At 62.3% G+C, this 12,624-nt stretch carries 17 protein-coding genes; 7 read left to right on the forward strand and 10 right to left on the reverse strand.

Features of this window, described 5'->3' with window-relative positions; genetic code table 11:
• The 5 genes from QVE23_RS10975 to spoIID form a co-directional block, all read right to left on the reverse strand.
• A partial coding sequence (locus QVE23_RS10975) for a hypothetical protein (RefSeq protein ID WP_502919047.1) occupies window positions 1–278 on the reverse strand: 278 nt, incomplete at its 3' end.
• A 7-nt stretch (window positions 279–285) separates the two neighbouring features.
• Window positions 286–1,764, reverse strand: coding sequence for a sensor histidine kinase (locus tag QVE23_RS00425; RefSeq protein ID WP_021749292.1), 1,479 nt, complete (start codon window positions 1,762–1,764; stop codon window positions 286–288).
• A gap of 58 nt (window positions 1,765–1,822) precedes the next feature.
• Entirely contained in the window at window positions 1,823–2,527 is a 705-nt protein-coding gene (locus QVE23_RS00430; RefSeq protein WP_025545561.1) for a response regulator transcription factor, read from the reverse strand.
• A gap of 147 nt (window positions 2,528–2,674) precedes the next feature.
• Window positions 2,675–3,799, reverse strand: coding sequence for a polysaccharide deacetylase family protein (locus QVE23_RS00435; protein WP_287967408.1), 1,125 nt, complete (start codon window positions 3,797–3,799; stop codon window positions 2,675–2,677).
• A gap of 72 nt (window positions 3,800–3,871) precedes the next feature.
• Window positions 3,872–4,900 carry a stage II sporulation protein D gene (gene spoIID / locus QVE23_RS00440; protein ID WP_287967409.1) on the reverse strand — a complete coding sequence of 343 codons (1,029 nt, stop codon included), beginning with the start codon at window positions 4,898–4,900 and terminating at the stop codon, window positions 3,872–3,874.
• A 150-nt stretch (window positions 4,901–5,050) separates the two neighbouring features.
• Here spoIID and QVE23_RS00445 point away from each other — a divergent pair, with 150 nt between their 5' ends.
• Window positions 5,051–5,914 carry a hypothetical protein gene (locus QVE23_RS00445; protein ID WP_287967410.1) on the forward strand — a complete coding sequence of 288 codons (864 nt, stop codon included), beginning with the start codon at window positions 5,051–5,053 and terminating at the stop codon, window positions 5,912–5,914.
• A 213-nt stretch (window positions 5,915–6,127) separates the two neighbouring features.
• On the opposite strand, the gene QVE23_RS00450 is transcribed toward QVE23_RS00445, so the two are convergent.
• A complete protein-coding gene (locus QVE23_RS00450) occupies window positions 6,128–6,610 on the reverse strand; it encodes a nucleoside deaminase (protein ID WP_136891460.1) in 483 nt (160 codons plus the stop codon).
• A 79-nt stretch (window positions 6,611–6,689) separates the two neighbouring features.
• Here QVE23_RS00450 and QVE23_RS00455 point away from each other — a divergent pair, with 79 nt between their 5' ends.
• Together QVE23_RS00455 and QVE23_RS00460 are read left to right on the forward strand one after the other, a co-directional pair.
• A complete protein-coding gene (locus QVE23_RS00455) occupies window positions 6,690–6,953 on the forward strand; it encodes a DUF2508 family protein (RefSeq protein WP_025544947.1) in 264 nt (87 codons plus the stop codon).
• On the forward strand, window positions 6,944–7,207 hold the full coding sequence (locus tag QVE23_RS00460; RefSeq protein WP_021749301.1) for a pro-sigmaK processing inhibitor BofA family protein: 264 nt from the start codon (window positions 6,944–6,946) through the stop codon (window positions 7,205–7,207). Before QVE23_RS00455 ends, QVE23_RS00460 begins: the two co-directional genes overlap by 10 nt.
• 2 nt (window positions 7,208–7,209) lie before the next feature.
• On the opposite strand, the gene QVE23_RS00465 is transcribed toward QVE23_RS00460, so the two are convergent.
• Window positions 7,210–7,365: a hypothetical protein gene (locus QVE23_RS00465; RefSeq protein WP_155979360.1), complete on the reverse strand. Its 156-nt coding sequence runs from the start codon at window positions 7,363–7,365 to the stop codon at window positions 7,210–7,212.
• A gap of 17 nt (window positions 7,366–7,382) precedes the next feature.
• Window positions 7,383–7,784, reverse strand: a complete 402-nt coding sequence (locus QVE23_RS00470) for a hypothetical protein (RefSeq protein ID WP_287967411.1) — start codon at window positions 7,782–7,784, stop codon at window positions 7,383–7,385.
• 210 nt (window positions 7,785–7,994) lie between these two features.
• Between QVE23_RS00470 and rplM the strand changes: the two genes are divergently transcribed.
• The 3 genes from rplM to QVE23_RS00485 all read left to right on the forward strand — a co-directional run bounded on the left by rplM (window position 7,995) and on the right by QVE23_RS00485 (window position 9,980).
• Window positions 7,995–8,426 (forward strand): 50S ribosomal protein L13, encoded by a 432-nt coding sequence (rplM, locus tag QVE23_RS00475; protein ID WP_036630356.1) that lies wholly within the window; start codon window positions 7,995–7,997, stop codon window positions 8,424–8,426.
• A gap of 15 nt (window positions 8,427–8,441) precedes the next feature.
• A complete protein-coding gene (gene rpsI / locus QVE23_RS00480; RefSeq protein ID WP_021749304.1) occupies window positions 8,442–8,846 on the forward strand; it encodes a 30S ribosomal protein S9 in 405 nt (134 codons plus the stop codon).
• 153 nt (window positions 8,847–8,999) lie between these two features.
• Window positions 9,000–9,980, forward strand: coding sequence for a putative ABC transporter permease (locus tag QVE23_RS00485; protein WP_025544950.1), 981 nt, complete (start codon window positions 9,000–9,002; stop codon window positions 9,978–9,980).
• Window positions 9,981–10,029: 49 nt separating this feature from the next.
• Here QVE23_RS00485 and QVE23_RS00490 read toward each other — a convergent pair whose 3' ends face one another.
• Complete coding sequence (locus tag QVE23_RS00490; RefSeq protein WP_174232990.1) at window positions 10,030–11,196, reverse strand: cation diffusion facilitator family transporter; 1,167 nt, start codon at window positions 11,194–11,196, stop codon at window positions 10,030–10,032.
• Window positions 11,197–11,341: 145 nt separating this feature from the next.
• Window positions 11,342–11,953: a hypothetical protein gene (locus tag QVE23_RS00495; RefSeq protein ID WP_021748477.1), complete on the reverse strand. Its 612-nt coding sequence runs from the start codon at window positions 11,951–11,953 to the stop codon at window positions 11,342–11,344.
• Window positions 11,954–12,126: 173 nt separating this feature from the next.
• On the opposite strand from QVE23_RS00495, the gene QVE23_RS00500 reads away from it, so the two are divergent.
• A complete protein-coding gene (locus QVE23_RS00500; protein WP_287967412.1) occupies window positions 12,127–12,591 on the forward strand; it encodes a hypothetical protein in 465 nt (154 codons plus the stop codon).
• Window positions 12,592–12,624: the final 33 nt, after the last annotated feature.

Below are 12,624 nucleotides of genomic sequence, written 5' to 3' on the forward strand. Positions count from 1 at the left end.
TGGTCGTAACGGTACTCAAAGGGATCGGCACTGCTGCCGGCCGGCAGCAGATACCAAATCCAGGAGCCCGCCGCCACGCCCAGCACCACCGCCAGGCAGGCCAGGAAAATCCACAGCCCGGTCCTGCGCCGCCGGCGGGGCTGCCCGGGCGCGGCAGGCCGTCCCGGCAGGGGGCGGCTGTACCGCTCCACCACCTCCCCGGGCAGCGGCTGTCTGTATACCTCTACGATCTCTCCGGAGAGACGGTCCTCTCCGGCCAACTGCTTTTCTTCCTCCATGCACGCCTCACTCTGTGGCCAGTGAGAAGGAGAACGCGGTCACGCCGTCCTCGCTGGTCACACTGATCTTTTCCTTATGCTGCTCTAAAATCGTCTTGACGATGTACAGCCCCAGGCCGTAACCATCCTTGTCCTCGCTGCGGGACTTGTCGCTTTTGTGGAACCGCTCGAACAGCAGCGGCAGCTCCTCTGCCGGGATGGTGTCCCCCTCGTTCCGCACCGTCACCCGGGCCTTGCCGTCGATGGTGGTGACGCCCAGATAGAGAGTGGAGCCCTCCCGTGCGAACTTGGTGGCATTTTCCAGCAGGTTGTAAATCACCTGCGTAATCATGTCCTTGTCCCCCAGCACCAGAATGGGCTCCTCGGGGATATCCGCCTCCACATCCAGATTCCGGTCTGTGATCTTCCGCTCCATGGAGATCAGCACCCGGCGCATACTCTCGCAGATGTCGAAGTGCTTTCCCTCCCGCAGGGGGTCGATGGCCTGCAGCTGGCTGACGTCCAGCATCCGCCGCACCAGCCGGCTCAGGCGGCGGCTCTCGTCGGAGATGATCTGGAGATACTGCCGCTCGTTCTCCGGCGGGATGGTGCCGTCCAGAATGCCGTCTGTATAGCCGGCGATGGTGGTCATGGGCGTCTTCAGCTCATGGGAGATGTTGGTGATGAACTCCCGCCGCTGGCGCTCCGTCTGCTGCAGGTTCTCCGCCATGTTGTTGAAGGAGGCCGCCAGCTCTCCCAACTCGTCATCCCGGCCGTAGTCGTTCATGCGGATGTCGAAGTCCCCCTCCGCATAGCGGCGGGTGGCCTTGGCCATCTCCCGGATGGGCTGGATCTGCCGCATGGTGGTGATGGAGGACGCCATAAAGGAGATCATCAGCACCACGAACGCCGTCATGAAGAACAGCCCGATGAAGCCGGACCACATGGTGTCCAGCGAGGTGGTGGAGGACACGGCATAGACCATGCCGACGGGGTCGGGGGTATCCTCGCTTATGGCCGGAACGCCCACCACGAACCGCTTGTTGGAGTACAGGCCGTCCACGTCCGTGCGCCTGGAGCTGATGCCCTCCTCCAGCACCTCTGCGGTCATCTCCTCCGGCATAGTCACCACCAGCCCGCTGAGAGACGCATCCGTGGACAGCAGCACGTGGCCCTCCACGTCGCAGATCAGGAAGTCCACCTCGGACACCGTGGCAGCGAAGGAGGCCAGACGCTGGAAGTCCTCCTCGTGCTGCAGCTCCTCCATGTCCAGGTACCGCCCGTTTTCCAGATAGCTGGCGGAGAGCTGCCCCACCACCTGGGCCTGGGCGGCCAGCTCCCCGTTCTCCTGGCCCCGGGCGTAGTTGTAGCTCAGGGAGAAAAACGAAACTCCCAGCAAAAACAGCGTCAGGAGCACCATGCCGACGGTGACGAACATCTGCCGCCAGTACAGGCCCCTGAACTTGTTGTGCATCCGTTTTGCAATACGCGCGATCCGTACCTTCATGAGACCTCCCTGCCCGGTTTTCCGCCTGAAAAGGCAAAGGTCTTTTCAGGCGGTTTTGTCAGCTCTCCTTTGCCCCGGGGGCGCCTGCCAGCTCGAACTTGTACCCCACGCCCCACACCGTTTTCAGCGCCCACTGGCTGCTGACGTTTTCGATCTTCTCCCGCAGCCGCTTGATGTGGACATCCACTGTCCGGCTGTCGCCGAAGTAGTCAAAGCCCCACACCTCATCCAGCAGCTGGTTCCGGGTGTACACCCGGTTGGGGGTGGAGGCCAAATGATACAGCAGCTCCAGCTCCTTGGGGGGCGTGTCGATTTTCTTCCCGTCCACGATCAGCTCGTAGGAGTCCAGGTCAATCACCAGCTTGTCGAACGTCAGCCGTTTGCTGGTGTCGTTGGGGATCTCCGTCCGCCGCAGGACTGCATTGATCCGGGCGATGAGCTCCTTCATCTCAAAGGGCTTCACCACATAGTCGTCCGCCCCCATCTCCAGGCCCTGGATGCGGTCGAACACCTCGCCCTTGGCCGTCAGCATGATGATGGGCACCTTGCTGGTCTCCCGGATTTTGGCGCACACCGACCAGCCGTCCATCACCGGCAGCATGATGTCCAGCAGGATCAGGTCCGGAACCTGCTTCTGAAACTCCTCAATGGCCTTGCCGCCGTCTCCGGCGATGCGGACGTCGAACCCCTCCTTCACCAGGTACATGTGGATCAAATCACAGATATTGCGGTCGTCTTCCACGACCAGGATGTTGCGGCCCATGGCGCTCCCTCCCATTTCGATATGTCTCTCTTCGCTGGTTCTGCCGCCCGCGGCGTCCGCCTGTTCACAGACACAGCCGATTCTTGATATCCTCTATTATATCCGCTCCCGGGGCGGTATGTTGAATATTTTGTAAATCTTGGCAGGTCAGGACACCGTCTCCGTCATGGCCAGACAGCGGTCGTCCGCCGCCTCCGCCGCAGACAGGAACGTCCCAAGCCCTGCGGCGTTGGCGCTGTCGCCCAGCCAGACAGTGACCTCGCCGCCCCGGCTGGTCACCCGCTGGAGCAGCGTGTCGGCGGCGCCGGTGCTGCTGAGGGGATACGCCGCCCGGTCCAGATCCGGGTCCAGCGGGCAGAAGCCCGCCGCCTCCGCCGCGGAGACAGACTCCTCCCCGGCGTTTTCAATCCAAGCCAGCCGGGTCTTGACGCTGGCGGCCTGGGAGAGCAGGCGGTTCCCCGTCTCCAGCTGTTCCGTCACCGGGCGGTCCGCCGCGGCGTCCACCGCCAGCCCGATGGCCTGCCCTGTGGCGGTCATTCGCCGCAGCAGGTCGCCGCCTTCCCGCAGGAACGCCTCCGTACAGTAGAAGGCCGCGTGGGCGTCATAGCGGTCCAGAATGTCCAGCAGGGACTTCACCCGCTCCGGGTCCGCGGCCTCCACGCAGAGATAAATCCGCTGCCCGGTGACGGTGGAGGGCTCCGTTTCCTCCGGCGCGATGTCCTCTTCCGCACTCTGGTTCCGCAGGTACTGGTTGTACTCGTAGTCCATCCGGGACTTGGCGGCGTCGGCAAAGTACCGCTCCTCCATATCCATATCCGGATTGCGCACCCAAACCAGATAGCCCCGGTCCACCTCCACGGTGGAGTAGAGCAGGCCGAAGCACCGGGCGATCAGAGAGATGGGCAGGAAGATCACGCCACCCCGCTGGATGGGCTTCTGGAAATACAGGTTGCCCTCGTTGTCGATGGCATAGTCCTTGTTCAGGTCAAATACCAGGGAGCTGTATACCGTCTTGTCCACATACAGCAACACGGTCTGCCGGGCAATATTGGGGTAGTAGGACACGCCCAGATCCCGGCCCACGCCGGTGAAGATAGTGCTGGGCACATACAGATAGCCGCCGGACCAGAAGGGCATGGTGTCGTCCGACAGCGTCAGCACGTTTTTGTTGACTGCGGTGAAATACACCGTCTCCGCCGCCCCCGACGGGACCGGCGACAGCTGGAACACCAGCAGCAGGCACAGCAGCAGTGCCGCGAGCTTTCGTCTCATCATGTCCTCCCTTCCGCAGAAGCTCCCCTGGAAGATTGTATTTTACCACATTTCCGGCTTTTTTGTAAAGAGTCACCCCATGGCGGCAGTAGTATAGGGCTCCACGGTGACGCCGGTATAATAGTGGGTGAGGATCGTCCGGTGGTCCGCTCCCTCCTTGGCCATCTGGTTGGCGCCGTACTGGCTCATACCCACGCCGTGGCCGTAGCCAGTGACGAAGAACACCAGCTTGCCGTCCGCCGCCTCCCACTCGAAGCAGGCGGACCGCAGCCCCAGGACGCTCCGTAAAGTGCTGCCCTTCATGCTCACGCCGCCCACGTCCACCGACTCCACGCTGCCGGCGGTGTCCGTCACGGCGTTTTGCAGCCAGCCGCTGATGTCGCCGGACAGGTCCGCCTCCGGATAGGAGGCCAGGACCTTCTCCCGGAACTCCTCCGCCGTGAATTCCACACGGCTGTAATAGTTGGGGATGCTGTCCGCAGGCTCCGGCGAAGACACCGCCTGGAGATAGGGCAGGTCGCTGACCCACACCTGGCCGGAGGAGCGGGTCTGCCCGGCGGAGCAGGAGTGGAACACCGCCAGGATGGGCACGCCGCCGTACAGGATGGTCTCTCCGTCGGTCTCCCGGACGGCGGTCTCGATCTTTTCCTCATAGGCGTCCGCGTTCTCGCCCCAGTTGTTCCGGGCGTTTTCCTCCGAGATATACGCCTGGCAGCAGGTGGAGTCCGTGCAGATGTCCGCGGTGTCGCCGTGGTTGCCGCCGGTCTGCATCTTGTACAGGGTGTACGTCCGGGCTGCCACTGCCTGGGCCTTCAGAGCCTCCGGCTCAAAGGAGGCCGGCATCTCCGCCCGGACCACCCCCACCAGATACTCTCCCAGGGTCATCTCCTCCACCGCGTCCCCCGCCAGGACCTTCAGCACCATCTCTCCGTCTAGGTCCCCTGGCTGAAAAGGCTCCCGCTCCGACTCCACAGCGGTGGGATCATCGGAGAAAAGCTCTGTCTGAAAGGGCACTACCACCGCCAGGGGCAGGGCAAACAGCAGCACCAGCAGCACCGCGGAGATGGCGGCGCTCTGGTGCAGATCAGAATGGCGTCTCATGGAAATTCCTCCTCTTTTGTTCCCCGTCTGCGGGCCTGTCCCTTCACTGTATGCGCCCGGAGGGCGGAAAATGAGGCCGGCATGGACAAACAGCCTTTCCCGTGGTATACTGGCTTTTGAAAATCTGTCATGATAAGGAGATCGGCTCCTATGAAGAAATACGTGCTCTGGCCCCTGCTGGCCGCCATTGGCGGTGTGGGGGCATTCCTGCTGCGGCTGCTTCAGCGCAGCACTGGGTTCGAGGTGGACACAGGCCTCCCCATCCCCGGCAATCTGTACGCCATCCTGCTGGTGGCCTGGTTCGTGGTTCTGGCGGCAGTCTGCCTGCTGGTGGCCCGGCCCCTTCTGCCTGCGGACCGAGAGGACCCACCCCTCTTTCCCACAGGCTTCTCCGTGGCTTCCCCCGGGCTGCTCACTCCGGCGGTGATGGGGCTCTTCCTGCTGGCAGCCTCCGGCGTTCTGGACCTGCTCTTCGGCTTCTCCGGCGCCAGCGCCCTCACCGGCAGCGGAGAGACGGTGACCGTTTTTGTGACCGCCCAGGGCAGTCAGCTCTTCTCCGGCAGGGAGCATCTGGTGGTGGGTCTGCTGTCTCTTCTCTCGGCGGCCAGCCTGCTTCCCGCTGTGCCTGCCTGCCGCATCCGGCCGGAGGGCGGGGCGCGCAAGCCCTTTCAGAGTCCTCTGCTGCTGGTGCCCGTCTGCTGCCTGGTGGTGCGGCTGGTGCTGACCTACCGGGTGGTGTCCGTAGACCCGTCCCTCACAGATTACTACACGGAGCTGCTGGCGGTGGTGTTCCTGGCTCTGGCCTTCTACCGGCTGTCCTCCTTCGCCTTCCGGGCGGGGCGGACCCGCCGCTTCGCCGTCTATGCGGCGCTGGCCATCGCCTTCTGCCTGGCCACTCTGGCGGATCGGCCGGATCCGGCCCGGCTGCTGTTCTACCTGGGCGGCGCCGTGACGCTTTTCGGCTTCCTGCTCCAGCGGACGGCGGTACTGGCCGCGCCCTGGGACAATACCTGACAGTTTATCACAAAATCCCCGCGGCCGGGAGTGCCCGCCGCGGGGATTTTCCGTTTGTTCACAAATACCGGGGAAATCGAGAAACGGACCAGCCTTTCGGCTGGTCCGTTTCCCTATTTTTTGGAAGATTGGATGAAAAGAAGTTTTGTCTCTTGCAAGTATTAAGATACTAGAGAGTTGTTAAGCAAACCAGCATCAATTGTTACAAAAGTCTTAAATCAAATCTGAGGGTCGATTTTTTTCTCCGCCCCGGAGCCCGGCAAAAAAATCCGCCAGCACCCGGCGGCAGTCCTCTCCCAGAATGCCGCCCACCAGGGCGGGCCGGTTGGGGAAGCTCTCCATAAACAGGTTGGTCACGCCGCCGCAGGCACCGAAGGCCTCGTCCCGGGCGCCGTACCAAACCCGGCGGATACGGGCATTCAGGATAGCCCCAGCGCACATGGGGCAGGGCTCCAGCGTCACGTACAGTTCGCAGTCATCCAGCCGCCAGGTGCCGAGGTGCTCGTTGGCCTGGGCAATGGCCTCCATCTCCGCATGGGAGGCGGTGGCCTGCTTCTCCTCCCGCCGGTTGCGGCCCCGGCCCACGATTTCCCCGTCCCGGACGATAACGCAGCCCACGGGCACCTCCCCCGCCGCCGCGGCCTCCGCCGCCAGCGCCAGAGCCTGGGCCATGAAGTTCTCCTGTTCTGTTGGCATGTTCTTCCTGCCTCCTTGTATGAAAGCTGGCATATTTGTCCAAACTCCCCGTAAGAATATGGATAGGAGGGACACTGCCATGAAACCTGTTTTTGCCAAGAAAGCCGCCCGCCCCGACCCGGAGCTGCTGACCCTAAAGGCCGAGCTGCTGGAGGCCCAGGGGGACCTGGCCCAGGCCTATCGCCAGTTCGACCAGGCCCTGGACCCGGAGCTGGTGGAGTCCTGCGTCTACCAGATCAGCGCCGTGAAGGCCCGGTGCAACTATCTGATCCGCGCCATCAAGGAGCGGAGTCCCGAGGCGGCGGCCGCCGCCGGGCTGGAGGGGGCGTCCACATGGACCTGAGTCAGAAGATCATCGCCGCCATCCTGGCGGGCTTCTTTCTCGTCGCCCTGATCCGGGTGTTCAGCTCCCCTTTCCGCCTGGCATTGAAGCTGCTGCTGAACACCCTGCTGGGGTTTCTAGCCCTGGGGGCCGTACGGCTGACGGCGGGCCTCACCGGCATCGCCCTGGGGCTGAACCTGTGGAATGCCCTGGTGATCGCCGTCCTGGGCCTGCCGGGATTTGTGCTGCTACTGTTGGTCCAGTGGGTTTTGTAGCATTACATAATTGTTTTCAGACGCCAGGACCGTTCTTCACCTCGGGCATCAAAATACCAGTCCTTCAGGTGCCAGCCCATATCCCTGCCTGCAAACCGCCAGATGGTCAGGGACGGCGGGGCGGGGATGGAGACGGATTCGTCCAGGCCTGCGTCCACCCGCAGCCGGACCTCCGTCAGTTTTTCCGATTCATTCCCGATGACGTAACAGGCTTCCCGGTGGCCGGAATAGCCCTCATGGGCTGGGTGTATACGCCCCGCACCGGGTACGGGCCGTACATCCACACCGGATGCCCATACGCTTCATAGTCCCCATCGACATTCTGCGGGAACCGGACGATGTAACGCTCGTCCGGTTTTCTCTCGCCCAAAAACATGGCGAAGCGGTCCGGCCCATCGTCCCCCACCGCCGGCAGTCGGATGGGGCCGGTGCCCCGGTCCGCCATCTCCCAGCAGAGATAGCGAGCGATCTCCCCAGGGCTTCTGCCATAGATCATGGAGGTATATACAACGGCGCAGAGAATCCGCATAAGGCCGGCTGCGCAGAAGATCCAGCGCCCCCAGGCGTTTCGGCGCATAGGGTCCTCCTCCGAAAAACCAAAATAAGATATGAGAAATCAGGAGATAATAAGAGGTATCAAGAGAAATTCAGAGATTTATCCCGGTTAAATGAAATCCCCGTTGACATTCCCCCGCCGCCGTGGTATAAATATCCTTGCTCCGATTGTAACCCGGAGCTCTTGATTTGTAAAGCAAAGCAAAGAATTTCAATATACGGAGGAAACACCATGTCCACTTTTATGGCAAACAAGGCCAACATTGAGCGTAAGTGGTACATCCTGGACGCCGCGGGCAAGCCCCTGGGCAAGACCGCTGTCCGGGCTGCCGACCTGCTGCGCGGCAAGACCAAGCCCACTTTCACCCCCAACGCCGACTGCGGTGACTATGTCATCATCATCAACGCCGGCAAGGCTGTGCTGACCGGCAAGAAGGGCACCCAGAAGATGTACCGTACCCACTCCGGCTGGATCGGCGGCCTGAAGGAGACCCCCTACCGCATCCTGATGCAGGAGCAGCCCGAGCTGGCCATGAAGGTGGCTGTCCGCGGTATGCTGCCCAAGAACACCATCGGCAAGGAATCCCTGAAGCGGCTGCACATCTATGCGGACGCCAACTACGAGCAGCAGGCTCAGAAGCCCGTCGCTCTGGACGCGGAATAAGGAGGAGTTTGAAGTATGTATCAGTCCAAGAAGCCCTATCTGTATGGCACTGGTCGCCGGAAGTCCTCTGTGGCCCGCGTCCATCTGTTCCCCAACGGCACCGGCTCCATCACCGTCAACGGCCGGAGCATTGATGAGTATTTCGGTCTGGACACCCTGAAGATGCTGGTCCGTCAGCCTCTGGAGGCCACCGGCAACACCGGCAAGATGGATGTTGTGGCCACTGTCACCGGCGGCGGCGTGTCCGGCCAGGCCGGCGCCCTGCGGCACGGTATCGCCCGCGCCCTGCTGCTGGCCAGCGAGGACAACCGTCCCATCCTGAAGAAGGCCGGTTTCCTGACCCGCGATCCTCGTATGAAGGAGCGTAAGAAGTACGGCCTCAAGGCCGCCCGTCGCGCTCCCCAGTTCTCCAAGCGTTGATTCTTCGATTGCACTTTCAAAAATCCCGCCACAGCAATGTGGCGGGATTTTTTCTTGTACTCCTGCAGCCCCTGCACAACGGAGCGGCACTTGCCTTCACGCCCTCCGTGTGCTACTATATCCCACAACGGCAAATTTCGACAGGAGGTTTTTATGCAGACAAAGGATCTATTGGATTGCAGTCAGGACGTCCTGCGTGCGGAAAAGGCGCTGGAAGTTCAGTATGAGGAGTATTACGAACAGCTGGCCGACCAGCAAAGCCTCTCTCCGGAGGAGCAAGCCGCCCTGCGCAGCGACGTGACCCGGGAGGTGGAGATGCTGGAGGATGCCTCCTCCTGCCTGCGTCAGGCCCATCAGTGGGCCTCCGACAAGGCCGACGAGCTCACCACCCGCCTGCGGGAGGGGCAGGAGAGCTCCCAGCGCAAGGGCCTCTTCCGCCGTGCCCCCGCCAACTCCGTTATCGACCTGGAGGAGGAGCAGGCGGATAGCTTTGCCTCCGGCGTCAACTTTTACAAGGTCGCTTTGATCTGCATCGCCGGCAGCTTTGCGGGCGTGGTGGTGGAGATCCTGTGGTGCCTCTTCCGCAACGGGTATATCGAAAGCCGCTCCGGCCTGGTTTACGGTCCCTTCAACCCTGTCTACGGTATCGGCGCGGTGGTGATGACCCTGGCCCTGTACCGCTATCGCAACCGCAGCTCCTCCATCTCCTTTTTCGGCGGAGCCGTGGTGGGCAGTGTCATTGAGTACCTGCTCTCCTGGGGGCAGGAGACTCTCTTCGGCTCCACTTCCTGGGATTACAGTCGGATGCCCTTCAACCTCGACGGCCGGATCTGCCTGCTCTACTCTTTGTTCTGGGGCATTCTGGGCGTCCTGTGGATCAAAAGCCTCTATCCCCGGGTCGCTCAGGTGATTTTGAAGATCCCCAACCGGTTCGGCAAGGTCCTCACCTGGGTCCTCACCATTTTCATGGTCTTCGACTGCGCCATGAGCCTGCTGGCAGTGGACCGCTGGTCCGAGCGGGTCCGCGGAGAGACCCCCGTCTCCGCCGTGGATGTGTTTTTTGACGAGCATTTCCCAGACAGCCGCATGGAGCGCATTTACGCCAATATGGAATTCGGCACGAATCCAGCCTGATCGGCGCAGCAGAGCGGGGGGCGCATAGCGCCCGCCGCTCTGCTTTCTCTTACGTATAGGACCGCTCCACGTTCACCACGGCGTAGTAATTGCCGTCCAGCGCCCGCACGGCGCTGCGGATTTTCTGCTCCACCTCCTGGTCCGTGAGGCGGAAGCCGAAGGGCACCACCGCGTCGAAGATCAGGTTCGTATGGGTGGGTCCCGCTACCATGCGGAAATCGTGGATGTCGATGGCGTCGTCGATGCAGTGGATCAGGGTCTGGACCCGCCGCCGGGTCTCCTCGGTGACGCCGTCGTCCGTCACCACCGGGTCCATGTGGATCACTGCGTCGCAACCCAGCTTCTCCCGCAGCTCCTTCTCCACGTTGTCGATCTCATCGTGGAGGGCCAGCACGTCCTCGTTGGCGGGCACCTCCGCGTGGAGGGAGATCATCACCCGGCCGGGGCCGTAGTCGTGGACGATCAGATCGTGGATGCCTAGAATGGTGCTGTGGGCCATCACCAGATCCCGGATGCGCTGGACGAACTCATGGGTGGGCGGCGTGCCCAGCAGGGGGTCCAGCGTGTCCCGCACCGCATTGATGCCGGACCAGAGAATAAAGGCCGCCACCAGCACGCCGCACCAGCCGTCGATCTCCAGGCCCGTGAAACGGCCCACCAGCGTGGCGATCAGCACCGCGGCGGTGGCCACACTGTCGCTGAGGGAGTCCATGGCGGTGGCCTCCATGGCGGGAGAGGCCAGCTTCTTCCCCAGCCGCCGGTTGTAGAGGAACATATACAGCTTCACCAGAATGGACGCGCAGAGGATCGCAAAGATCAGCGGGCTGGAGTCCACCGGTTCCGGATGCAGGATCTTCTCAATGGACGTCTTCCCCAGCTCCAGGCCCATCAGCAGGATCAGGACCGATACCGCCAGGCCGGAGACGTACTCCATCCGCCCGTGGCCGAAGGGGTGTTCGGAGTCCGGCTTCTGCCCCGCCAGCTGAAACCCCACCAGTGTCACGAAGGAGGACCCGGCGTCCGACAGGTTGTTGAAGGCGTCCGCCGTGATGGCGATGGACCCGGAGAGGGTGCCCGCCAGAAACTTTCCGGCGAACAGCAGCACGTTCAGGCAGATGCCCACAATCCCGCAGAGGACGCCGTAGGCCCTGCGGGTCTCCGGCTCTTCCCGGGCCGGGTCCGGTTTGATAAACAGCCGCGCCAGCAGTGAGATCAAAGCAGGTTCCTTCCTTTCCATGGGGCCGCGGCCCCGGTGTCTATGTCCGGCCGGGCATCTCCGGCCAGGAAAAAGCCGCCCTGCGGCGGCGTGGTTTTGGGCCAGGGTGCGCTTTTCCGTCCCATGGCCGGACCGGTGGAGCGGATCAGTTCCGCTTTCCGGGGATCACCAGCTTCATGTGGCAGCAGAGATCGTCCAAGTCCCGGTCCGTGGCGGCCGGGATCCGAAGCTTGGCCCCGCAGTCCCGGCAGATGAGATCCACGGCGCTGCGGCGGATCTCCATACCGTACCGTCCGCTGCCGCAGGCGCAGGTGATTCCATCCGGCCGGGCGGCGATATCCTTCAGCTCAGACAGGATCTCGTACATGATGACGTTGTCCACAAATGCCTCTTCGCCGTCCTCCTGCTGCTGGTGCTCCTTCTCCGCCAGCACCGCCAGATCCCGCAGGTTTTTCTCCACCGTCCCCTCCGGGCCGATAAAGCAGCAGAATTGCCGCGTCTTGGCGCAGCCCAGGGCGGTGGCGCCCCGGAGCACCCGCTCCGGCGGGCAGTGGGCCTCATGGGTCTCCCCGCAGATGCCGCAGGGGACGTAGATGTGGTACTCTGTCCCGTCGAACTCCACCTTCAGGGCAGACTTGCCGCAGGCGCACTCCACCTCGGCGTTGGATGCCTCCAGCGCAAAGACAGATCGGGTCCCCATGACGGTTTTGCCGCACTGGGGGCAGAGGTATCCAAATGTCCGCATCTCTTCTTTCATGGTATGCGCCTCCTGACCGGGATGTTTCCATTAGATGAAGATTATACCACCACGCGGAACAGTTGTACAGAGTTTTTTGAACATTAGCAGAGGCTAACTGCCCGTTTTCTCTGAAAACAGGTCTGTTCAAGTCGTTTTTTCTGTGCTATGATGGGGCAAAAGGAGGGAGCTGTATGTATCATCTGCTGTCCGTGTCCTCTGCAATGCTCATCTCCTTTTTGATCGGCCTGCTGTTTGCCGCTATGTGTGCCATTGTGGGCCGCCAAAAAGGGTATTCCACTGCATTGTGTATCCTGCTGGGCTTTTTTGGCAGGCTCATTTGCTTGCTTATTCTGATTCTTCTACCAGATCGGATGCAGGAGCAGTACGAGTCCGACCATCTGAAGCAGGAGCTGTCCTCTCTACGCCAACGGATGGCCGAACTGGAGCAGGCTTTGGAACCAACGCCCGCCCCGGAGCCTGCCGCCCCGGCAGCGGATGCTCAAGCAGCGCCCCCCAAGCGTCCGCCGGACGCCCCCGCCGTGTTCCCCGCCCGGACGGAGGAGGTCATCGCCTGCCCCCGGTGTGGCCGCCACCAGAAGGGCAATCGGGATTCCTGCTACGCCTGTGGCCTGCCGTTTCGATATGAACAGGAATGACCTTTCAGAGGTCCGGCTTCCGCCGGGCCTCAT

The organism is Oscillibacter sp. KLE 1728 (assembly GCF_934833455.1).
GTDB classification, from domain to species: Bacteria; Bacillota; Clostridia; order Oscillospirales; family Oscillospiraceae; genus Oscillibacter; species Oscillibacter welbionis.

Coding starts and splice junctions, on each gene's coding strand:
- QVE23_RS00450 (WP_136891460.1), bottom strand. CDS start 6,610: ATGCCAACAGAACAGGAGAACTTCATGGCCCAGGCTCTGGCGCTGGCG.
- QVE23_RS00500 (WP_287967412.1), top strand. CDS start 12,127: ATGTATCATCTGCTGTCCGTGTCCTCTGCAATGCTCATCTCCTTTTTG.
- QVE23_RS00470 (WP_287967411.1), bottom strand. CDS start 7,784: ATGCGCCGAAACGCCTGGGGGCGCTGGATCTTCTGCGCAGCCGGCCTT.
- QVE23_RS00460 (WP_021749301.1), top strand. CDS start 6,944: ATGGACCTGAGTCAGAAGATCATCGCCGCCATCCTGGCGGGCTTCTTT.
- QVE23_RS00445 (WP_287967410.1), top strand. CDS start 5,051: ATGAAGAAATACGTGCTCTGGCCCCTGCTGGCCGCCATTGGCGGTGTG.
- QVE23_RS00495 (WP_021748477.1), bottom strand. CDS start 11,953: ATGAAAGAAGAGATGCGGACATTTGGATACCTCTGCCCCCAGTGCGGC.
- QVE23_RS00435 (WP_287967408.1), bottom strand. CDS start 3,799: ATGAGACGAAAGCTCGCGGCACTGCTGCTGTGCCTGCTGCTGGTGTTC.
- rpsI (WP_021749304.1), top strand. CDS start 8,442: ATGTATCAGTCCAAGAAGCCCTATCTGTATGGCACTGGTCGCCGGAAG.
- QVE23_RS00455 (WP_025544947.1), top strand. CDS start 6,690: ATGAAACCTGTTTTTGCCAAGAAAGCCGCCCGCCCCGACCCGGAGCTG.
- QVE23_RS00430 (WP_025545561.1), bottom strand. CDS start 2,527: ATGGGCCGCAACATCCTGGTCGTGGAAGACGACCGCAATATCTGTGAT.
- QVE23_RS00485 (WP_025544950.1), top strand. CDS start 9,000: ATGCAGACAAAGGATCTATTGGATTGCAGTCAGGACGTCCTGCGTGCG.
- spoIID (WP_287967409.1), bottom strand. CDS start 4,900: ATGAGACGCCATTCTGATCTGCACCAGAGCGCCGCCATCTCCGCGGTG.
- rplM (WP_036630356.1), top strand. CDS start 7,995: ATGTCCACTTTTATGGCAAACAAGGCCAACATTGAGCGTAAGTGGTAC.
- QVE23_RS00425 (WP_021749292.1), bottom strand. CDS start 1,764: ATGAAGGTACGGATCGCGCGTATTGCAAAACGGATGCACAACAAGTTC.